Origin of the sequence: Maribacter forsetii DSM 18668, from assembly GCF_000744105.1 — a bacterium.
Taxonomy (GTDB): Bacteria; Bacteroidota; Bacteroidia; order Flavobacteriales; family Flavobacteriaceae; genus Maribacter; species Maribacter forsetii.
In genome coordinates, this window is sequence record NZ_JQLH01000001.1 from 1,104,253 (window position 1) to 1,126,322 (window position 22,070).

15 protein-coding genes are annotated in these 22,070 nt (G+C 37.9%); 7 read left to right on the forward strand and 8 right to left on the reverse strand.

The features are described 5' to 3' along the window. Window positions 1-53 precede the first annotated feature (53 nt). A complete protein-coding gene (locus tag P177_RS04675; protein WP_036152332.1) occupies window positions 54-2,594 on the reverse strand; it encodes a leucine-rich repeat domain-containing protein in 2,541 nt (846 codons plus the stop codon). 260 nt (window positions 2,595-2,854) lie between these two features. On the opposite strand from P177_RS04675, the gene P177_RS04680 reads away from it, so the two are divergent. The 3 genes from P177_RS04680 to P177_RS04690 all read left to right on the forward strand — a co-directional run bounded on the left by P177_RS04680 (window position 2,855) and on the right by P177_RS04690 (window position 8,825). Further along, window positions 2,855-7,849 carry a DUF4132 domain-containing protein gene (locus tag P177_RS04680; protein WP_036152334.1) on the forward strand — a complete coding sequence of 1,665 codons (4,995 nt, stop codon included), beginning with the start codon at window positions 2,855-2,857 and terminating at the stop codon, window positions 7,847-7,849. Window positions 7,850-7,968: 119 nt separating this feature from the next. Continuing rightward, a complete protein-coding gene (locus tag P177_RS04685) occupies window positions 7,969-8,382 on the forward strand; it encodes a hypothetical protein (protein WP_084684632.1) in 414 nt (137 codons plus the stop codon). A gap of 68 nt (window positions 8,383-8,450) precedes the next feature. Continuing rightward, a complete protein-coding gene (locus tag P177_RS04690) occupies window positions 8,451-8,825 on the forward strand; it encodes a hypothetical protein (protein WP_036157803.1) in 375 nt (124 codons plus the stop codon). 123 nt (window positions 8,826-8,948) lie between these two features. On the opposite strand, the gene P177_RS04695 is transcribed toward P177_RS04690, so the two are convergent. After that, window positions 8,949-9,344 (reverse strand): hypothetical protein, encoded by a 396-nt coding sequence (locus P177_RS04695; RefSeq protein WP_036152339.1) that lies wholly within the window; start codon window positions 9,342-9,344, stop codon window positions 8,949-8,951. Window positions 9,345-9,498: 154 nt separating this feature from the next. Between P177_RS04695 and P177_RS04700 the strand changes: the two genes are divergently transcribed. Continuing rightward, window positions 9,499-10,491, forward strand: a complete 993-nt coding sequence (locus tag P177_RS04700; protein ID WP_157486454.1) for a hypothetical protein — start codon at window positions 9,499-9,501, stop codon at window positions 10,489-10,491. Between the two features lie 12 nt (window positions 10,492-10,503). Here P177_RS04700 and P177_RS04705 read toward each other — a convergent pair whose 3' ends face one another. From P177_RS04705 to P177_RS04730, 6 genes are read right to left on the reverse strand one after another with little or no spacing between them, the layout of a single operon-like run. Next, complete coding sequence (locus tag P177_RS04705; protein WP_036152342.1) at window positions 10,504-11,139, reverse strand: response regulator transcription factor; 636 nt, start codon at window positions 11,137-11,139, stop codon at window positions 10,504-10,506. Then, window positions 11,136-13,112 (reverse strand): tetratricopeptide repeat-containing sensor histidine kinase, encoded by a 1,977-nt coding sequence (locus P177_RS04710; RefSeq protein ID WP_036152345.1) that lies wholly within the window; start codon window positions 13,110-13,112, stop codon window positions 11,136-11,138. Before P177_RS04710 ends, P177_RS04705 begins: the two co-directional genes overlap by 4 nt. A 25-nt stretch (window positions 13,113-13,137) precedes the next feature. Continuing rightward, complete coding sequence (locus tag P177_RS04715) at window positions 13,138-15,387, reverse strand: tetratricopeptide repeat protein (protein ID WP_157486456.1); 2,250 nt, start codon at window positions 15,385-15,387, stop codon at window positions 13,138-13,140. Then, window positions 15,384-16,043 carry a DUF1266 domain-containing protein gene (locus tag P177_RS04720; RefSeq protein WP_036152350.1) on the reverse strand — a complete coding sequence of 220 codons (660 nt, stop codon included), beginning with the start codon at window positions 16,041-16,043 and terminating at the stop codon, window positions 15,384-15,386. Before P177_RS04720 ends, P177_RS04715 begins: the two co-directional genes overlap by 4 nt. A gap of 3 nt (window positions 16,044-16,046) precedes the next feature. Next, entirely contained in the window at window positions 16,047-18,521 is a 2,475-nt protein-coding gene (locus P177_RS04725) for a hypothetical protein (RefSeq protein WP_036152352.1), read from the reverse strand. Between the two features lie 56 nt (window positions 18,522-18,577). Continuing rightward, entirely contained in the window at window positions 18,578-19,633 is a 1,056-nt protein-coding gene (locus P177_RS04730; protein WP_036152356.1) for an SMI1/KNR4 family protein, read from the reverse strand. 213 nt (window positions 19,634-19,846) lie between these two features. Between P177_RS04730 and P177_RS04735 the strand changes: the two genes are divergently transcribed. From P177_RS04735 to P177_RS04745, 3 genes are all read left to right on the forward strand, one after another. Beyond that, window positions 19,847-20,290 (forward strand): SMI1/KNR4 family protein, encoded by a 444-nt coding sequence (locus P177_RS04735; RefSeq protein ID WP_051941714.1) that lies wholly within the window; start codon window positions 19,847-19,849, stop codon window positions 20,288-20,290. A 20-nt stretch (window positions 20,291-20,310) separates the two neighbouring features. Continuing rightward, a complete protein-coding gene (locus P177_RS04740) occupies window positions 20,311-21,216 on the forward strand; it encodes a DUF6892 domain-containing protein (RefSeq protein WP_036152358.1) in 906 nt (301 codons plus the stop codon). Window positions 21,217-21,396: 180 nt separating this feature from the next. Next, window positions 21,397-22,038 (forward strand): hypothetical protein, encoded by a 642-nt coding sequence (locus tag P177_RS04745; RefSeq protein WP_036152360.1) that lies wholly within the window; start codon window positions 21,397-21,399, stop codon window positions 22,036-22,038. Window positions 22,039-22,070: the final 32 nt, after the last annotated feature.

A 22,070-nucleotide genomic window follows, 5' to 3' on the forward strand; every position in this document is an offset into this window, starting at 1 on the left:
GGTTAATGTTTATTAATGTTATTGCACAATATAATATCTCAAAAATGTGATATTTAGAAACCATTTAAAACTTCTTTGTTAGCAAGTTTAAATGGAGTTATTTTATCATTATCATCCAAATATCTTTGAGTAATACACTTGCCTATAAGTGGCTCGTATAGTTCATATTTCATATTACTACCCGAAAATTTAGAGGTCCAGTAAATCAATTTCTTTAAATTAAGACTGGTGAACTCTTCCGGTATGCGCTCTTGAAATTCACAACCAGTTATACTCAAAACTTCCAATTGGGTGAGCGTTGCTAATTCTATGGGTAGCGTGACTTGTTTAAAACCTTCTATTGCCAAAACACGAAGCGATTTCATTGTGCCAATCCATTTTGGAATTTCTCTTTCGCTGTATTTACCACTGATACGAAGAGTATCCAGATTTAAAGTGGCTATTGCTTCTGGGTAGGTTTTCATTTCTTTGGATATATGTTCTAACCAAAGGTATTTTAAGGTTTTCCAATGAGTTATGGTCTCAATGGCTTCATATCCAAAATCATCACAGAAATTAACTTTAAAGGCTTCTATTTTTGGAACCATTAAGGCAGCTACGGTTTGAACATCACAGCTGTATAGCTCTAGTATTTTTAACTTGTTCAGACTCACCTCTGGAAAATGATTGATTCCTGTGCACTCTCTTAGCTCCAGATGTTCAAGATTGGGAGTTTGCTCCAAAACTGACTGCAATGAGGCACTATCTCCTTTGTAATTATTAATTTGTAAGGATTTTAATTTTAAGTTTTTATAACCAGAAAGTCCCGCGCAGAATCCTGGTTTATCTTCGGGGAACTCAATAAACAGGCACTCTAAATTCGGACAAGTTTTTAACAGCTCCGCAACGTTTGTAGCGGGACCGGTATATTCGTACTTCTTAATATTCTCTGGATTTTTAAGAAACCCGAATCCCAATTCATCTGCGATATAGGAGTTGTTTTTACCTAAGTCCATCTGTTCGGCATCCAAAACATTATAAAATGCTTTTAAATCGAATATAGGAGTATTTTCAACATACACTTGAGTTGCCGAGCGTTTCATTTTTCCAGGAACAATTCCTTTTAAACCTTTTATGGTCAGCTGCTCTGTATGTATTGGCAATGCATCTGTGTTTAATTCCAAATGATTCTCGAACTGAACGGTGAATTGTTTTAGCTTTTCAATTTTAGAAAGTACTATGGGTACAATTGCCGAACTAGGTGCTTCGTCTACAGGTATGGCATACGAAGTGTTTTTATACAGGGTGATGCTTTCTATTGTTTCCGATTCATTTATTTCATCAAAAATCCAATCTAAGTTGGGTACTAGTTTAAAGGTTATGTTGGCTAGGTTTTTAAATGCTGCCAAGGTGTTTGTATGCTTTGTTTCCGGAGCTTCGCAATCAATTGAAATGGTGGTCAATTCTGGAAAAAACTCCGCATTGTCCAAAACATAATTAAGCAATTTGGGGGTATCTAAAACCAATTCTTTTCGTGTTGATTTCTTGGTCATTGGTGCAATGTCTACATTGCGGTTGCCAATTTTTGTAACCAAATTCGGTTTCGATTCAAAACCAAAAAAGAAATCTGCAGAAATGGTTGTTATTTTAGGGGCTATAAGCTCATACAGCTGTAACTCTGGCATTGCTTCAAACCCTGTTGGCAAGGTTTCTAAACTGTCTGAAACTACTTTAAATTTTTCTAGTTTCGGCAGGTTTTTCATTTCCTTTGGCAATGCTGTAAGCTCATCTAAACCGAACAAATCTATCTTGTTCAAAGTGGATGGAAATACAACTTCAGACAAATCTTCTACTCCTACATTTTGCAGCTTTAGCACTTTTAAACTTGTGAGGTGTGAGAGCCAATTGAAATCTTTTAAATGGGTATTGGTATCATTGCCTCCAAAAGAGTAACCTCCTTTAAAGTTGAATTCTTCTAGTGCTTTTAGTTTACCTATTGAAGTAGGTATTTGCTTTAGGTAAGGCATGTTCAGCTTCATTTGCTTCAAGTTCTTTAGGTTGCCCAACTCTTTTGGTAGTTGCTCAAAATCTGCCTTTATTTCCAATTCTTTTAAGCTCCTCAATTGTGGCAAATACATTAGAATAGAATTATAGGTGTTTCCCTCATCTTTTAGAGAGATTTCTAATTTTTGAATCCCGTTAAATCTGCCTAATATATTCGGGTGTTCTACCAAACGGTCTAAAAAGTTTTTGGTGAAATTGAATAGTCCTAATTCGGGTTCTTTGAATAATAACGAGTGTAGTTTATATAGGTCTAGTTCATCAGAAAGTAATCCGTATTCCAACATAGCAACCAATCTGGAATCTACGGATTTCACACCTCCTTTTTGACTTATCTTTTTTCGGCTTTTAAATGCCTCCTGTAAATTCTCCGGTGCTTGCTTTTTTATAATTTTGGTACACTCCGTTCTAATTTCTTTGTTAGCCGTGGTTTTTGCTATAACAAAAATTTCATAGTAAAAATCTTCAGGGTAGCTGGCACTCTTTTTAATTGCTTCAAAAGATGCATCTATCTCAAAAAAATCGAATTGAGGAGTTTCGTTTGTATTCGGCATAACACACGTAATAGTTTAGATGTACAAAGTTTTCTAAATGCATCCGAATTTTTGTCACTGCATTCAGTGATATTAAGAACCAAAAAAATCCTGTAGTTGAAAAAATCCCCAAATTCCGTTAGAAAGAAAAGTTGAAATCCGGCTACCTTGCCATAAAATATTTGAAACTATAAAATAACATTGGGCAACATAAGTTTATATGATGTCACATTGTTTTCAAATCAATTTTTCAGAATAAAAAGCATAAAGAATAGCATCATATGATTCCAGCAGAAGAAGCTTATAAATATATAGGTAAACATCAAAAACCAGCAGTAGATCGTTTTGAATTTCGTCCCTTTTCTCAACCTTACAGAAGGCTTGGGCAAATTCTTGGAAGAATAAAAAAAGAGGAGTATATATACTATGATATAAGTGACTTTATTAGCGAGTTTGATGATCCTTTAACAATCAACCCTTGGGCAACGGAAGAAGGCATGCGCTTGGGTATGCAATTATTTGGTTTGGTGCAGGCACCGTATTTAGCTGCCATGTGGGATTTTATTAATACCATGCCTTACCAAAGAAGCTATGATCGCAAAGCTTTTAGGTCTAAACCTAGTGAAGATATTTTACAGAATAAACTAACGATATTCAGTAATTTTTTAAGCGCTAGCCGTTCTGGTTTTTGCGGACTCACCTTGCAAGAACATTTTCAATACAGCACGTATTACCCACATTCTAACAGTGTTTTTTTAGCTATTGTTTTGCAGAATAGTGGTGATATGTTCAATGAATTATTGAACGATATTATTCAAGGCGAAGATGAAATTGGGGGTGTAAGTCAAGATATTATCAAAGCTTTGTTATTATCCGAAGATGAAAAGCATTGGGAAATGGTGGGTAAATTATTGTTGGCGGCACAGCGCCAAGAAGGTTTACGACAGTCCATTTTGGAATCTATGGATGAAGCGGGACTCCAGTCTTTAAAATACATGATCAATGTGGTGTTGGAGAACGACCTTAACCGTTTCAGCAGTGTGGTACGGGCGGTAAACACTTGGTTCGGATTAAATTGGGACGCCCCTAAGAAATCGGTCATCAATAGAATTTTAGAATTGGCGCATTCGCTGATATTAAACCTGAAGGAAGTAGATACGCTGCTGCAGAGCAAAGATAATATTGAGGTGTTGGTGGCATTATGGGCAATCGGTATTTTAGATGCGGATAAAGCCAATGCCAAAGCCTTGGATATCGTGTATTCTTCAGCAGATAGAAATAAGAAGATTCTAGCGCTCTACTTTATGAGTAAAACCGAGCGTACCAATGATTCTTTGGTACCTTATTTCATACAAGAATTAGGGAAAGATTATGCGCTAGACCATTGGATGGCGGTAAACTTACCGGAAATGCAGTTGGATAATGATACGTTCGTAAAATTGTTCGAGGTTGCAAAAACAGTTGGGAATAAGGGAAAAACATTTGAAAGCAAGATTTTTTCTTGGTGGAGTTTTACCCCTAGCTCACAATATTTCTATCAGTTTTTATTGCATGAAGCTACGGAACAACAGCTGGAGCTAATGGCGAACGATTTAGATGAATTGCCATCGGAATTTAGGGAAACCTACATTCGTAAAGTTTTTCCAATACATTACAGTTATGCGTTTCACCACTATAAGACCGACGAGAAAAAAGTAAAGTTGGACTACGATAAATACTCATGGCGTAGGGCATTGGCAAGAAAGGCGGTGTACAATAGAAATGAGTGTGTTATGGCTACGGGACTCAACATTTTCCGAAAGATGTATTTATATGATACAGATTTGGAGATTGCAGAAGATTTGCTGAAACGCAAAGGTAAAAGTATGCGTACCGCAGTAATTCAACTACTGGTCAGTTTGCCTAATGATGATGTAAAAACAAGTGCCACCAATCTGGTAAAGGCAAAAAGTATAGACCAACGGTTGGCAGGTTTGGAGATACTCACCATTTTAGATGCCGAGAACAGATATCCAGATTTTGTTGAAGCGCAAGTAGCCGCCTTTAACGAGCGACCTAAAATCACTAAAAACGAACAGGTACTTTTAAATAAGTTCGTTAAAAACAAGGATGAATACAATTTTAGCAACGGTTTTGGAGCTATCGATTATGATAATCTAAGTGCCGTGTACCAACCGCAACCGCGCTTTGAAGTTAAATCTAGTTTCTTGGATAAATTGGGTATTAAAGGCTCCATATCCTCGGACTTTAAGTTTAAGGATATTATCGATATCAATAAAATCATAGCCACCGTTAACAGCCTAATTGCTTTGGTGAACGAAAACGGAAAATATGAATACCAGATGGAGGGCTATCAAGGTGAAACCGATACTACTTTTATTAACCGTGGGCTGCATGATATCAAAAGACTAGACGAGCATGCCACGGCAGAAGACCGTTTGCATAATTTACCATTATCAAAAATTTGGGTGGCTTGGTACGAGAAAAGTCAGCTGAACGATTTTGAAATGAGTGCCGTCTTGCGTTATCTAAACCATAAAAGTTATCCCTTTGGGCAGTATGAAGAACTGATACCTTTTATGAAACAGTTTTTTCCCGATTTAACGGGGCTACACCTTAATGACAATGAAAACTATTACACTAAAATAAGAACGTATAGTACCATTATTGGGCGTCTTTTTAAAGCGTACGCAGATAGAAGTACCGTTGTTTCGTATAAGTTGGATGTCTTTGAGGATATGGTCGCTACCTTTCCGGAACGGTTACGATATTTACAGTTTCAATTAAGTGGTTACCACCATTCCATTACGGCAAATTGGGCACATATTATAACTACGTTTGCAGGTAATTTAAGTGCAAATGAAATTGAATTGCTTTCTAAAGAAGACCTAAAAAGATATTGGGACCTTCATATGTATTTGGTAGCGCAAGACCTTGGTCATCCAGATACGGTAACCGAAATAAAGGAAATAACCAGGGAGAAACGAAATTCGGGCAACCTTAAGTTTCCAGATATTGAGGTGACCTTAAAATTATATAAAGAAGGATTGATCAATGACGATGACCTTCTTTTTCAAGCCTTGTATTCCAACGAGCTCATGTCCATCATTGATGGTGGTTCTAACTATAGATTCCGCAGAAGTACTATTGCAGAAAATCCCGTTCCCAAACATGTGTTTTTACCTTTAAAAACAAACTTGTTGGAAACCGAGCTGGAACGTGGTGATTTAGTGACTCCGGCAACGGAATTTATTTTTCCTATACATACCGTAGAAGGGGTAGACTATGTTTTTAAGGTATTGCAACGTTTGGGTAAAGAAACCTTTGAGCGTGGCTATAGTTATTATGGCAATAGTAAAAGGTCGCTTTTCAGCTCTATTTTAAAGAAAACAACCTTTAAGGAAACCGAGAGTTATGCCGATTTTGTAACATTGGCTGACGAACATAAAATACCCAAAAAACGACTGATAGAAGTGGCGTGCTACGCTACACAATGGGCAGGCGTTATCGGTGAATATTTAGGATTGGAAAAACTGGAAGATGCCGTTTGGTGGTTTCAAGCCCACGCTTCTGATTATATGAGCAGCGAGAAAGAAACCATTATTTCTAGGTATTCCAACATTCCAAAATCCGACTTTTCATTGGGTGCCATAGATATCGATTGGTTCAATAAAGTGTACGGCAGTTTGGGTAAAGCCAACTGGAAAATACTGCACGATGCCGCCAAGTATATTACCGATGGTAATGCACACAGATTGGTAAAATTATATTCTAGCGTAATGTTGGGCGAGGTGAAAATTACCGAGACCTTAAAGAAAATCAAGGATAAGCGAGATAAGGATTATGTGCGTGCCTTAGGGTTGATTCCGTTGAGCAAAACCGTACCTGAAAAAGATTTGTTGAAGCGGTACAACTTGTTGCAAGATTTCCTGAAAGAAAGCAAGCAGTTTGGGGCACAGCGCCAAGAAAGCGAAAAGGCTGCGGTAGAAATTGCCTTAGATAATTTATCTAGAAATGCCGGTTACCAAGACCGTGTACGTTTCAGTTGGGCAATGGAGGCGAAAGCAACCCAGACCATTATGGAAAATGCGGTATTGACTATTGAAGATACAGAGATTACCTTGGTCATCAATGACCTGGGTAAAGCCGAAATTAAAGTCACTAAAGGCGATAAATCCTTAAAATCGATTCCTGCTAAACTAAGGAAAGACAAGCAGGTAGTCGCGCTTAAGGAAAGCAAAACCTATTTATCTAGGCAATATAGCAGAACCCGTTTGTCCTTAGAAAATGCCATGGTAAACGAAGATAAGTTTACCGCTTTGGAGATTCATAACATGATGCTGCATCCTATCGTTAAGGTGATGTTGAGCAAGTTGGTGCTGTTCGCTCCAGAAAAGGAAATTTCTGGTTTTTATACCGATGGTAGCCTTACCGATGTTTCTGGCAAAAATCATAAATTACGAGAAGAAGACGAGTTAGTCATTGCCCACGCATCGCATTTATACACCGCGGTGGAGTGGGATGTATACCAGAAACACCTCTTTGCAGAGCGTATGGTGCAGCCGTTCAAGCAAGTTTTCAGAGAACTGTATTTACTCACCGAAGATGAACGCGAGCACAGCAATAGGTCTGAGCGTTACCAAGGGCACCAAATTCAGCCCAAGCAGACCGTGGCACTATTGAGAGGTCGCGGCTGGACGGTGAGTAGGGAAGAGGGCTTGCAGAAAGTATATCACAAACGCGGTTTCATCGCCACTATGTATGCCATGGCAGACTGGTATTCCCCGTCAGATGTAGAAGCGCCAACGCTAGAAGAAGTGTGTTTCCATTCCATTGAAACCCACGAACGCATTCCGCTGACCGATATTCCGCCAGTGGTTTTTAGCGAGATCATGAGAGATATGGACCTTGTGGTAAGTGTTGCCCACGTTGGCGGCGTAGACCCAGAGGCGAGCCACAGTACCATGCAAATGCGCGCAGCCCTAGCCGAAGAATCGGCAAAACTGTTCAAGCTCAACAACATAACGGTCAAAGAGCGCCACATATTTATACGGGGCACGTTAGGCGAGTACAGCTTACATTTGGGTAGCGGTCAGGTGAGTAAAAACGGCTTGTCGTTGTCCATCATTCCCGTGCACAGTCAGCACAGGGGTCGCATGTTTTTACCCTTCGTGGACGACGACCCAAAATCTGCCGAGATCATTTCAAAAATGAAGTTGCTATCGGAAGACAATAAAATACAAGACCCAACAATTTTGGCACAGATAAACAGCTAAAAGTTAATGATAAGGGCGTTACCCCACTTAGGTGGGGTCGGGCTTTTGTTGCAAGTCCGCGTGCTATCGCACTGTGGGCTTTCCACGACAACCCCTAACGCAAAACAAACTAGAGATCAATGGAAATCACATTACAGCTAAAAAGACTCGGTAAGAAAAAGGTTAAACAAGTGCCTTTCACCTTAGGAGAAACTCCAAAAAACTTGGAAGAACTTTTAATCGGTTGTGTTAAAAACCAAGTAACGGCGTTTAACAAGAAACGGATGGATGTCAATGTGGTCGGTTTTTTGAGTCCCGCAGAAATTCAGGACCAGGCACAGAGCGGTAAAGTAGATTTTGGTGATTTAGCGAACAAAGACCTCGCCAACGAGCAAAAAGCGATAGAAAATGTGTTGCTCGCCTTTAAAGACGGACTCTTCGTTGTATTCTTGGATGATGATGAGATAACCGATTTAAATGCGCCCATAGAACTCACTTCAGAAAGCGTTATCGCCTTTATACGAATGACATTTTTAGTAGGTACGTACTGGTAGTGCTCGGAAAGCCAGCAAGTCATAATCTCCATACAGAACAGAAACAAACAACTAAAACACATACAATTTTGACATATTTAGACGAGAGCATCAATGATGAGGTACAGAATTTAATGATAGACGTTTTTGAAGCTATTAAAACATCACAAGAGGTAACACTTAGCGCTACCGAACTTTTGGCTACGCAAAGCATCCTAGAGAACATTTTTGAAAAGGTAAAGACCACCGGTTTTTACAACGAAGATGAAAATTTTAAACTGGTAAAAGCCATGAATATAGATACTGACGGTCAAAATGCCGAAGAAGCACTTTTCAATTGTTGGGGCAGTATGGTAAAGACCATAAACACGGCTGCATCGCAAGAAGAATTCAATGCTAAATTTGCTTTGTTCGTGCCTATTCTTTTAAAAAGAATGACGGTTATAGATCAAGTAGTTGAATAGTCATTCAGTGTTATATTAAGCTTGACCATGTGGTAACATGTCGATTTTAGAATAAACAAAAAAAGGAAAGCCAATTAGGCTTTCCTTTTTTACTAACAACATAGTCTTTATAGACCATTATTCTTAAAGATTGTTCTCTAAGAATTCTCTAATGACCAAATCAGAGAAATACCCGCTGTGGTGACCTCCCCAGCAAGCTGTAAGTGAGAATACTCCATCTGCTATCTTCAATTCTTTTTTGTCTTCTGCACCTTCGTTGGCAATGCAGTATATTTCAATACTATTAATGTTTTCTGCAATAGTTTCTTTCCTTAAATGGTCTGAACATACTTCTTTGAAAGCATCTGTTACACGTTGTAAACATACGCATGGTACAAATTTTATATAATCCATTTCAAAAGTATCCCAATTAATGTTCACCGGTAATTCTTTACATACTATTTCATTGATTTCTATTTGGTAACTTCCTACATACTGTTCTTCGATAGCTTTAGCAACTCTTTTTTCTTGTGATCCCATTATGATTGTTTTTAAGAAGTAATTTTCAATACTTCAAAGGTATTTTAGAACGTTAGCTGTTTAGCACCCCATTTAAGTGAAATGTAAAACTCACGGAATACCGTGAGTTGATTGGATTGTAATCAACTTAATTTCACCTTATATAAATTTAGCTATGAAAACATTGATTGTTATAGGCGTTTTAATTTTGCTGTTTGTCATATTCGTAAGTAACTTTTCACGATTTATGGGCGGAATATCAACGAATAAGGCTGCTGAGAATCTAGAGCATTACTTAGAAAAAGAACATAATGATGAGCTTGGTTTTAGAGAACTAAATCGGTTTTTTAATGCAGCTACCATGAACCCGAATATGTTTACCGTAGTTATTTTCCATAAAGAAATACCTGAAATTGAATTCTACTGCCATGTGAACCCGAAAGAGCTATTAGAGAACGATATATTATCATACTATGGAACGGAAAACTTGAAAATTGGGGACCTCTACGAAAGAGAACGTAAACGCTATGAAACGCGACAAAAGGTAAAAGCCGATTTTATAAATGAAATTCCTGAAATCAATTTCGAGAACGATAGGTTTGAAATTTTTGTTCCCGGGGAAATGAAAACAACTGCTTTACATGATTTGATAGATAGGTTTGTCGCAAGATTGAACAACTCTTATGAGGAGTTGGATATTCCCTACACCATGTCTTTGTTCATTAAGACCGAAGCCCATCCCGAAGGATATATTGATATTCCGCTAGAGAGTATTGAAAATCAATGGCAGCCGCAAATGTTTATGCTTTCACCCAAAATGAGCGATTTTGATACCATAGAAAATAATATAAAAGAGCGCGTACAGTCCGATTTAGATAAGTTGTACCCCAATTATGAAATAGACGATAATTACCATAAAATTATTTTGGATAAAAACAGTTTGTCAAAAATTGCTTGGGTGCAATACTTGAACGATAAAACGGTGAACAATGATAAAAACGACAAGTGGCAAAACCCTTTAACCGGACTTTATGTTACCTATTACGATATAGATACGGGGCATTTATATTTTGGGGAAATGATATCTCAGGAAAACGATAAAATTTCCTTTGAGGAGACGCAAGCCCTTATCAAATTAAAAGTGGAAGCCGAAGGAATTCAAATGTGAAAGTGGCTGAGTTTAGTCGAACAAGCCAGATTCAATGGCGTATTTCACGGCTCCAGTAGTTGTTTTTGACCCTGTCTTTAGAAGAATGTTCTTTCTGTGCGTTTCTACTGTATTTACCGATATAAATAGTTTTTCTGATATTTCTTTGGAGGTCAGTTCGTCTGCTAACAGGCTAAGCACTTCTTTTTCTCGTGGGGAAAGCTCAATATTCTTATACTTCTTACGCTCAAAAATACTTTCCATATATCGCTGCTTAATGACTTCAGAAAAGTATTGCTCGCCATCTAAAACCGTGCGTACCGCTTTTTGCAATTCTTCTTTGCTGGTGAATTTTGGTACGAATCCGTCGGCACCTTTTTGAATGACCTTGTGTACCGTTCTGTGATTATCTAACATGCTCAACATGATAATCTTTACGGTACTGTGTTTCTTTTTTATCTCGGTCAACAATTCAATACCGTCCATTTTTGGCATATTGATATCGCTGATAATCAATCCTATTTCAAACTGCTTCAGTAACCGAACAACCTGTTTTCCTTCTGTCGCAAGATGTACTTCTCCAATCTCGGGCATGTCGACTAAAATGGTGTTGATACCCTCTAAAAACATTAAATGGTCGTCTGCTATAATGATTTTTGTTTTCTTCACAATGTCTGTTTTAAAGGAATGTCGATGGTAATAGTAGTTCCGCTGTTGGTACTGGTGTCAATGTCTAAAGAACCTTTCATTTTCTGTAAACGTTCTTTAATGTTTCGCAGTCCTATACCTTGTTTTTTATGTTCATGGAAACCTTTTCCGTTATCGTTGACCACAATATTCAAATGGTCTTCATGCTTGGTAAGCTGTACTTCTGCATTGGTAGCTTCTGCATGTTTTAAAATGTTGTTAACCAGTTCTTGTACTACGCGATATACATCGGCAAGAAAGGCATCGGGCAATTGATTAATATTTTCCTTTGGATAGAAAAATGTTTGAAAATCTATGGTTGCATTTTCAGAAATTTGGTCAATAAAATCACCAAGAAAATTTGTGAATCCCAACGATGCAAAAGCAGGCGGATGTAATTGATGGGAGAGTCCGCGAACATCTGTACACGCATTGTTTATTGCCATTAATATTCTTTTGGTCTGCGGTTTTTCTTGTTGGTCTTCTATGTAATGCTCAAAAGCTATTTTAATTCCTGCCAAATCACTGCCTATACCATCATGAATTTCTCGTGCCAGGCGTGCACGTTCTTCATCTTGACCTTGTTGGTACTTTTCTGCCGCAGATAACCTGTAATCTTTGATCATCTGGTTTATTTTCTGGTCGGCATTTTCTTCGCGTTGCATACTTAGTTCTTGCTGAATTTTTAAGCGCTTGAAATATTGGTGGCGAAGTATAAGCAGGGAAATCAGGACCAAAACAAATCCGGCAATAAAAGCATTTCTAATAATACGTTGTCTTTTTACCGTAAGTTCTGCCTTTTGCAGTTCGGCTTCGCCCAGTTTTTGTTCTTTTTCAAGTAAATCTATTCGCGTTTCTTTCAATTGTGTTTCATAGCGCTCTTGTAGCTCGGCAACATACTTTTCTTTATCCAATGAGTTTTGCTGCGAAAGGGTACTCACTCCTTTTTCGTAAAATGCTAGTGCCTTTTTGTAATCACCTTTATCTTGATATAATTGAGAAAGGTTCTTGTAGATGTCCGATTTGTATTGTCTGATGGATTGTTCTTCGCCCATTTCCAAAGCTTGTTCAAAATAGGAAATGGCTTGTTTTGTATGCCCTAATTTACTTTCGCACAAACCAAGGTCGTTCAGAATAATGACCATATCCGATTTAAAATCGACTTCCTTTAAAAGGGTCAAGGTTTTCTTTAAAGAAATAACCGCTTCTTTATACTTGTTCTCTTTGACCAACATTTGTGAAAGATTCATGTTGATATACGTAACTACCGCTTTGTTCCCTTCTTTTTCACGATAGTCTAGAACGGTTTTAAAATGCTCACGAGCTGCATCATATTTTCCTTGCTCTTTTAAAATACTCGCATAATTAAAGAGGGTTACCAGTACGCCGTCATCATCTCCCAATTCTCTGTAGAGGTCAGCGGCACGGTCTAAATTTTCGGTCGCCTTTTTATATTCTTTTTGTAAAACGTAAAGGGTGGCTATATTTTGGTAGGCATTTGCTTCTTGCTGGGTATCGTCCATTTTTTCGGCATACCGTAAACACTCCAAAAAGCTTTCCATTGCTTTGGGGTAATTGCCAAGATTTTTATAGCCCAACGCCAAAATATTATAGCTTGCCGCCAAGCCGTTTTCCATCTCTAGCTCTTTTAGCAGTTCAATGGTTTTTTGGGTTTCACTCACCGCAGTTTTATAATCGCCCGAAATATTGCCCAGATTCGCCAGTGCGTAATGCGCCCTGATAGTATGTGTTTTCAGCCCTAATTTTTCACTTTCTTTAAGCCATTTTTGTGCAGCTTCTTTTGCCAATAGGGGCTGCGAATACACGTTTTTTTGATAAACGTATGAAAGCGAGTCAATTAGCTTGTTTTCTTCTTTGTTTTGCGACCAACTATTCGTGTAAACCCCTAAAAACAGGAAGACGATGAGAATTTTATGTAGTGTAATTAGCTTCATTTAAGAATGGGCAAAATTACCACCTTTAAGCGAAATGGGCAGCCTTAATGTACTTTTTCATTTCCTTTAATTCCTCTCGTTCCTCTGGGTGCATTTCAAAATTTAATCGTGCTAGGTTATCCATGAGGTTGTGCTGTAGAAAAAGGTCTTCTTCGCTTTGCGATTTTGCCAATTCTTGCTGCTCCCTGAGTTGATTTTCGATAGGATTGTCCCTACTTAAAAGCATGGAAATATATTTGTTATACCCACCCATATCTTCCAATGCTTTGGCGTTGTTTTTTAAAGTGTGCAACAGGTAATTAAAATCTTTCGGGAATTCAAAAAACGCACGTTCCGGATAGCTTTTTAAAACATTTAGAAGGACTTCATAGGCTTCTTGATGTCGCTGTTCATCATTTAAAATGTTGGCGTAGGTATAGTCCGTTTTGAACTCGCGTGCTTCAGGAACCTCTTTCTGTATGGTTTCGATAATAGTGAGGCAGAGTGAATTTTTAAAACCTTCTTGTGCACATGTTAGTGCTAGTTTTAGATAAAGCGCCTTGTTGATGGCTTTTGATGCTGCTATCATTAACGATTCTGCAGCTGCAGTATGGTCGTCCAACATCCAATAGATTAAGCCATTATTTCTAAAATCTTCAAAGGTTTCCGGTAGTTGATTTATGTTTGCTTCCGTTACATCTTGTAAATCTTCTGGTTTTTCAAGTAAAAAATCATAAAAACAAATCCATTGAAAAATAGGATATAACTCTTCTGCCAGTTTCCCCTGTTCGTGATTGTAAATGGCGTACTTGTAACATTCCTCGTATTCTCCCTGTTCAAAAATGGTTTCAACGGCAAGGTTGGTCGTGTTGAAATAGTCGTCGTCTCCATCAACGTAGTAATTGATTTCTGCTTGTTGATCTATGAAATACTGGGTGTAGTTTCGTTTTCTTTTATTGATGATCATACGGTAGTGGAGCATCCACGGAGCATAGGAGCGGGAGTGTAACGGAAAATCTTGAAGCGCTTCGTTCAGTACTACCAACGCCTCATCATCTCGGTGGAATTTAAACAAAGCCCTTGCCTTGAAAAACATGGATTTTAATGTGGGCGTATGTCTTATATGAAATTGCTTTACGGTATCTAGAACGCCCTGGTAACTTTCAATTCTGTTGTTCAGTTCAATTAAATACAGCAAATAATTATCCATGGTAAGTCCGTTTCTAAACGCCTCATGGTAGATTGCCCCAGCTTCTTGATATTTATTTAGGTTTTTAAGGTACATTGCTTTCAAGTTTAACAACAACGGATTTTTCTCGTTGAGCGCCAAACCTTGTTTTAAGCAAATTTCTACCGCATTGCTGTTATTGGAATGAAAATACGCGGCATTCCCCAATAACAAATAATGATGCTGCGCTAGTTGCCAGCCGGAATTGACAAGTGCCTCCATAAAGACTTTGTATTCGGAAAAGTTGGTGAAATTGGTTTCCGGAAAATCTGGTTTCTGAGGTGCTTTTAATATTTGGGGAACCAGGTCATACATCATAAAGGCCTTGGCATAGTCTGCCAATACATAACGACTCTGGTCCGTGAGGTCTAGCGTTTTCCATTCGCTCTTCCAAAGCTCGATTACTTCAACCGACCTGTTCTCCCATATGGCAACTTGAATATAGGTGAGTATTTTAGTTTTCTTGTCTAAACGCGTGTCTAATTGTAGCCCCTTTAAGACTTGTAGATTATGGGTTGCAGAGGCTAAATCTAGCAATTGATAACAGTCTGCTTCCTCGGTTGAGGTCATTAAATCGTCTAATTGAGCCGATTGAATTTCCCATAGTAAAAATCGTGCTTCGGTAGTGGCTGGGTAACATTCCAGAATGTATTTCAGCACGGAAATAGCTTCGGTATACCGTTTTTCCACCTGTAATTTTAAGGCAAAATGTATGTGAAGTGTTTCGTTATACTGATACTTTTGTAATGCTTTTTCATAAACCGCTTCCGGACATGTTTGGTAATAGCTGCAGATGTATTCATAGTCGGAAGCCAATATTTGACCAACCTGCTCAAGCGCTTCTACATATGAATGCATCACCTCTATATTCACCTTTTCAAAAGCACCCATGTACAACATGAAAAAGCGGTAATAACGAGCATTATCCGATGGGTACGTATATCCCAAAACATCTAAATTGTCTTGTATAGCCGTAATAACCGGGTTTAATTCGGCAAACTTTTTTTCGCTTAAAAGGCTATGCGCTTGTTCTATATATTGTACGACCTCTTTTCTTGTTAAGCTCATATGTTCCATTCTTTAAACCTGTCGGCATGGTGAATATTCAATCGTTGGTAGCATTCCCAAAGTGTTTCGGTACCTGGAAATTTACTGATATCCGGTTCGGCGGCACCTCTCATAAATTCATTGCCAATACACACATTACGGTGAAATTCGCCCCAATTCGAAAAAGTTTTTTTCAATCGTGTATTAACATCTTCCAAGCGCATTGCTATTTCTTCGGATTTTATAAAACCTAAGGCACCGCCTATGCGCATTAGAAAAATGTAATAGGCAAATTCATAGCCGTAGAGCTTTTCATTTTTGAGACTAAAACGGTACTTCCATACCATTTTATAGGCGTTTTTTGTTGACGGATTTTGTAAGGCATTGTACTTGGCTTCAAAAGTGTTGGTAGTTTCGTTACGCAGCTCCATTGCCAGTTTTTCAAAAGGGTTTGACGCCATTTCACCTGTTTCGTAGCGGTGCAAACTGTTACGAAGGTGCACGCCAGAAAGTATGCCGTGTAACTTGGCAATACGCTCTACATTTTTCAATTGTAGATGGTCTTCAATGTCAAATCCGTACCAACTATTTAGGTCCGCCTTTTTGTAATTGTTCATCAAAACCAAGGCAGAAAGGTTGAGCCAGTCTTGAATTTGAGGTGTTATTTCTGCTGTCATTCTTTATGCTTTTAAGTCGTTAACTACCTGCAACAAAGCAGCTGTTAAGTTTTCAGGATAGGCTCCAGAATTTGCCATCGCCTTTAACCCCATCTCGTACGAACTTGCCATTTTACTGCCCTTAGCCAATTTTACGAATAGGCTTCTGCACAAGTTTCCGTAAGTTTCTAAAGGGGTTTCAGGTGCTAGATCTTTATCAAGCAAGGTCATGTAAAGAGCTTGTATAAACTTTGCTTCGGTGGCAGATGCTTCTGCTAACCAAGTTTTAAATTCGGATATGTTGGTGTCTAAAACCTCAAGTAGTTTACTGTCGCATGCTCCTTCGGTTTTATAATTTTCTAGGTTGTGTAAGACCGCATCGGCATACTTAGGGTCGAACGCTACTTGTGAAAAATCAATTTCAGATGTCTGTAGCTGTTCAATAAGCACGGCTTTTTCAGATTTTGGGGCTTCTACTTTATGGTGGTCATGGAATTTGTTGATAGCCTCTTGTAATGTTTTGCGATGCGCAAAGTGTGCTTTACTGTAGATGTACATGTTTTCTGCCGTTTCTTTTGCAAGGTTGTGTTCCATTAATTCTTTTAGGAAGTCCTCGAGGTAGTTTTCAATATCCGTTTGGATGGATTGAAATAATGTGTTGGATTCAGTTTTCTGCTTGCTCTTTTTATGGAAATCAGAAAGATGCAATAAAGCTTTGTTCACGAAAGACGTTACGTTTTCATCCAATTCATTAAGGTAGGCGGCACTGCGTCTACCTTGTGTATTCAGCATATGTGGCACCCAAACAGACTCGCTGCCCAAACTATAATAGTAGTTGCTTAAGAAATTATACCAGCTTTGTAGGAGACCCAAGAACAAAGGGCGATTTTCATTTACATACTGCAATTGCACATAATTATTACACAAGTTCAGTACACTGTCGTCTATACTTTTTAATGCCCAAATTTTATTTACACGGGTAAAATTGTTGGTTTCCGCAAATAGTGCCGTTAGCGTTTTAACGAGTAATGGAAGGTTCGCTTTTCTGATTTCTTCCGTTGCTTCTTTGGCGGAATATGCCATTTTTTCTAGATAACCGAATAGAACCTCTTGGTTTTCTGAATAGAAAAGTGTCGGTAAAGTTTCACGAACATCATAAAAAGTTAGAATCAAAAACTGATTTAAAGGATTTGATATGTTCGATGATGCCAAGGCTGAAATCCAGTTAGTAAGGTTGTCGGTAATTTGAAATACTTCTGTAATAAGATGTTCACCCGTAAGCTGAACGTCTTCATAACCCAAACGAACCACCGGAAGTTTTCCGTCTGAATTTGCCTTTAGAAATCTAGAAAATAAACCGTTGTACAGTTCAATTTGGTCTGCTATACCTGTTTTAGGATTACACTTTTCAAACCAAAACGGAATAAAGTCGATTGGAAGTACGGCGGAATTTTCTTCCGTTAGAATATGCTTTCCGAACTCTTGAAAAGCTTCGGTATAAAAATTACTACCTCCATCGGCGTTTAACCAATCTAAAAACCTTAGATAACATTGGTCCAGTTGTTCTTGCGGTATGTTTTTATCTCGGTTATTGAAAAGAAGTACGTCGCCAGCATCCCATTGTTTACTGCCTAAAGCTGTAATTAACGGAAAAATACCTTCAGAAGTCTGCAGGTTCAATAAGGCTAAACCTTCATCCTCTACAAATAAGAACCGTTCGTTTAAAGCTTTATGTGCTGCATGTGCCAGTTCTGTATTTTCATAATAAAAGGCAGCTAGTTCTTCACTGAACCAAGCTTGCATTACATTGTAAGCGCCTGGCAGATATACTTTACCAACCGGCAGCATTTGGTGTATAGTGTTTAACAATACATCCCAATCTCCTTCATAAAAATGTTGAACAAATTCGTTGTTAATTCTGAAGGGATATTTTGAAAATGTTTTATCTGCATTGCGAACGGAATAGGTTCCAGCAAGAATCTCATGAGTAATGCAGTTCTGTATGATAAAATCTGAATTCACACAATCGCGAATATCAAGAGCACGATGCATCAAAAAGCGCGCAACGGACAGCGAAGCGGCAGATTCGCTGTGCACCAATGTTTTTAAAACGCTAAAAATTTGTGTTAGCTCATCTTCTGAAATAGCTTCGCTTTGAAGAAAACCAAGATTAAAATACAGAAATGCAATCAGTTTTTCTGTGCTTTTTATATCAGGATAAAACCCGTTTTCTAATAGTGGAAGCCAAGAGATTACGAATGCTGCACCCTCTTTTTCATCGGCATATATCTCTGGATGATAAAAGATTTGTTGTGCCAAATCCTCCGTAAAAACAGTTTCAATGTTTTGATTGTCCACACTATTTTTTAGTTGCTCAAATACTTCGGTGTTTTGGCAGTCTTGTAATTCTAAAACCTGTAGTAAAGCTTTTGTATTAGGTGCTTCCAGCTCCTTGAGGTCTAACTTCGGAATTACTTTATTCTTGAAAATTTCTAACATGTAATTAGATGTTCTGGTAGGTTGTAAATTGATTTTGGTGGTAGTTTATGGTTGGATTATTCACTTCTGAACCATTCATAATCTTGAATATCTCCTTCGTCATCCATTAAATTCGCTAAAAATAAATCTAGACTATCAGCCTGTATGTAACCAATTTCTTGGTCCGCACCAAAACGGATGATTTGTCCCGCAGTACCTTTTTTGTCCGGAGCAAAATCGAACGCCAAAAAATTACCGTTCTGCAAATCGAAAAACGGAATCCAATAGGGCGTAGTGTACATTAGTAATGTTTTGCCTTCGTTGGTACTGTAGGTGTCCAACAACTCCTTTTGCGTCCAATCGTTATATATCCTTTGCCAATCTTTCCATTCTTGAAAAATTTTCTCGGCACCCATAATCGCTGAGTTTTGTACACCGTTATGTAGGGTTAAAAATTCTTTTATGATAGTCGGGAAAGGATATCCTGAAGCAGTCTCAAACTCCGCATAAATAGCATCATTGTTTTTAGGTGGAATAATAGTGAGTCCTTTCGTATGGACCAATTGCACAAATTGTTGCACTACTTTCTCAAAACGGCTTTCAGCGTCTAATTGAATAAACGGAGCTATAAAGTCCGCTTTTTCCTTCGCTAATTTTTCCGCGATAAATTCATTGGGTATTTCATCCGAAATAAAAACGCCGGTCTTATCAAAAACCATATTGTTTTTAAAGTTGGAAATTGGCTGACAACTAAAAGAGTTGGCACCAAAAAAATACACTTTTGAGGTGGTGATTTCGTTTCTGCTCGTTCGCTCATCAACAACGGAGAACCATTCGTTGAACAAATACGTGTTTTCTATTTCAGCTGTGAAGATTTCCTTGCCTTCTAAATAAGCGATGCCGAAGTACTTAGAATTGGATATGTCTTCTGGAGTTATAAAGAGAAGTTTTAAAACCTCTTTACCTGTAGCTTCTTTAAATGCATCTATTAGTGCATCGCAAAATGTAAAGCTATTGTCAATATCCTCTGGGTCTTCTAACGGTGGTAAGGTGTTGACAGGCATCACATCAAAATGAAAACCTTCCCATTTCATTTCTTCCACATGCTCTGAAAACGCAATTCTGTTTCTCATCTTCACTTATTTATTGATGCCGCTAAGGTACCTGAGAATAATGGGGAGGTTATCCCCGAAAAGGGTGATTTTATATTTCAATAAAGAACGTTTAAATTGTAATTAGACATATTTGGGCAGCAATATCACGGAAAACGGTTAGTGAAACTAGAAACTTTACACGCATCTTTGTAGTTTACGTTTACATCCTGTCAAATCAATTAAACAGTATTTATGAAATTGGAAATGAGCGATGTTTTTCAGCAAAGATTACCGGTGAAATACTTAAAATTTCTACAGGAAAATCCAAAAGGTGCACCACTGAAAAATAATAGTAGGTGGGATAAGCGCACTTGGAATCTAATGGGGACGGAGGCATTGCTAAAAAGATGGAAAATGAAAGGTGTAGGTGAAGCAACCAACTACGAATGTTTAAAACTGTATACACAAGTTCAAGAAGAAGTAGGGATGGAGCTCACGGCACCTTCAGCACATTTTCGCTCTGTAAAATTAGAGCGCGTAGCCAAAGGTTTTGTAATAGGTGAGGAGAATGGCGATTACCTATATTTAGACCCCGAATGCAAATTTACGGTTTGGGCATATTACCACGATGGGGGCGAAGTAGCATTAATATCTAAGTCTTTTTCGGAACTTTTAAGAACTCAAAAACCGTTATAATATAATAATTACAAACACTTATGGTTCACATAGAATTTTCTTCGGATAGCTTTCAAATCAACTCCGTTGCGGTAGAATTCCCTATACCCCTTGCAACTTTAAAAACGTGTATTTTCCCTGATTGTAAAGAACATAAAGGAAAAAATAAAACACTTTTTGTTTGGGAAAATTTGGGGATTATCGGGTATTCATCCGATGGGGATGCGGTAGATTCCTTGGGATTTGAATTGGAAATTTCAACCTATGATTTCAGTCCTAAAGCAGTTTTTAGCGGAACGTTCACTTTCAATGGTGAAGATATTATTGAGTACTATAAAACACATGAAAATGAACGTGAAAAAACATTTAAAGGTGATGATCCCGGTGCCTTGGTGCAGAACGGGTTAAGTGCTTGGTTTAGCGTAGAGAAGGATGTTATTCAAGCTATTGAGGTAAGTCTTCACAAACCTTATGTGCGTGGTGAAGGCATTGCAGCAGATAAGTACATAATTAAGCCGATAGATGAAGAGGAAATAGAGTTTTCTGATTTCGGATTCAAACTTTCCATCATTGAAGAGTTGATGTATATGAAAGGACTGTTGAAACCGAAATTTGATTTGTATGAGTTTGCAGATTGGTATAAGGGTCGTGAAATAGATATTGACGAAGAAGGTTATGAGCCCATAGCTGAAGTAACCCAGTATTTTAAAGATTTGCCTATTCCCAAACGTTTGGCTTCGGAGATTACTGAAATCTATCAAGATGGCGGAAACGATATTTATATGAACCTATCACCTTTTTCTGGGGGAGCTGTAGAATATTGGGATATTGAACGTAGCGATGATGTGAAGCATTTTCCCAATTTAAAGAAAGCCACATTGTGTTATGCACAAGAACATATATGTGATGAATTCGTAATTCTTGGTATTGATGCCGAGTGGATATAAATGGATTCCGTAAAAATCAATAATCAAAAAAGTACGTCCTAATTAGCGTACTTTTTTCATTTAATGCGAATAGTAAACAGTTACAGTAGAAATCTAGGAGGTAAAGAATTCATTAGTTTCAGGGATGTATAAAAACCATGTTATCTATACATTTGATTTGTATAAAAAACAGATAAAATTATGGGGTTAGAAATTACAAGCGGAATGTTGGCAGAGTTTAAAGGTAGTGAGCCTGAAGCCTATGAAACATATAAAAAAATCTTTCAAAATATCAATGTTGTTCTTGCTGCTAATAATTTAGAACCACATAATGAACCGGAGGAGATGGAAAATGAAGCGTTACAATTTGGCGGTTTTCCTTATAGTTTTTTACACTATTTAAGACGCTTTTTAGCACATGTCTGGGAAAATGAAGGCGACGAGAATTGGGAGCCTAAGCCTTTTTCTGCAAATGAAGACCCTGGTGTGGATTCAATTTTAGAAAATCACTATTCGTATATGGAAAGTCACTTGTTGACCCATTCAGATGCCGAGGGTTTTTACCTTCCCGTAGAAATGTCAGAAGTGCTTTTTGATATCGAAGAAGCTCGTGTACCCGGTGCCATGATCGGCTCATCTTACAGCTTGCTCGAAGAACTAAAAGGTCTCACCAAGCATTTGGGTATTGAGTTGGATGATAACAATGATATTATGAACGTTCAACAGTTAAATGAAATAATACAGAGAAATGGCGATTTCTGGATTGAAATTTTAGTATGCGCATCACTAATTGATGCTGCTAAATTTAGTATCAATAACAACACAGCTATTCTTTTTAATTAGAACATCCATTCTAGGCTCATTACTAAATAGAT

What these genes read in the sequence shown, in the direction of transcription:
- P177_RS04675 (WP_036152332.1), bottom strand. Translation starts at nt 2,594, where the DNA reads ATGCCGAATACAAACGAAACTCCTCAATTCGATTTTTTTGAGATAGAT.
- P177_RS04680 (WP_036152334.1), top strand. Translation starts at nt 2,855, where the DNA reads ATGATTCCAGCAGAAGAAGCTTATAAATATATAGGTAAACATCAAAAA.
- P177_RS04685 (WP_084684632.1), top strand. Translation starts at nt 7,969, where the DNA reads ATGGAAATCACATTACAGCTAAAAAGACTCGGTAAGAAAAAGGTTAAA.
- P177_RS04695 (WP_036152339.1), bottom strand. Translation starts at nt 9,344, where the DNA reads ATGGGATCACAAGAAAAAAGAGTTGCTAAAGCTATCGAAGAACAGTAT.
- P177_RS04700 (WP_157486454.1), top strand. Translation starts at nt 9,499, where the DNA reads ATGAAAACATTGATTGTTATAGGCGTTTTAATTTTGCTGTTTGTCATA.
- P177_RS04710 (WP_036152345.1), bottom strand. Translation starts at nt 13,112, where the DNA reads ATGAAGCTAATTACACTACATAAAATTCTCATCGTCTTCCTGTTTTTA.
- P177_RS04715 (WP_157486456.1), bottom strand. Translation starts at nt 15,387, where the DNA reads ATGAGCTTAACAAGAAAAGAGGTCGTACAATATATAGAACAAGCGCAT.
- P177_RS04720 (WP_036152350.1), bottom strand. Translation starts at nt 16,043, where the DNA reads ATGACAGCAGAAATAACACCTCAAATTCAAGACTGGCTCAACCTTTCT.
- P177_RS04725 (WP_036152352.1), bottom strand. Translation starts at nt 18,521, where the DNA reads ATGTTAGAAATTTTCAAGAATAAAGTAATTCCGAAGTTAGACCTCAAG.
- P177_RS04730 (WP_036152356.1), bottom strand. Translation starts at nt 19,633, where the DNA reads ATGAGAAACAGAATTGCGTTTTCAGAGCATGTGGAAGAAATGAAATGG.
- P177_RS04735 (WP_051941714.1), top strand. Translation starts at nt 19,847, where the DNA reads ATGAAATTGGAAATGAGCGATGTTTTTCAGCAAAGATTACCGGTGAAA.
- P177_RS04740 (WP_036152358.1), top strand. Translation starts at nt 20,311, where the DNA reads ATGGTTCACATAGAATTTTCTTCGGATAGCTTTCAAATCAACTCCGTT.
- P177_RS04745 (WP_036152360.1), top strand. Translation starts at nt 21,397, where the DNA reads ATGGGGTTAGAAATTACAAGCGGAATGTTGGCAGAGTTTAAAGGTAGT.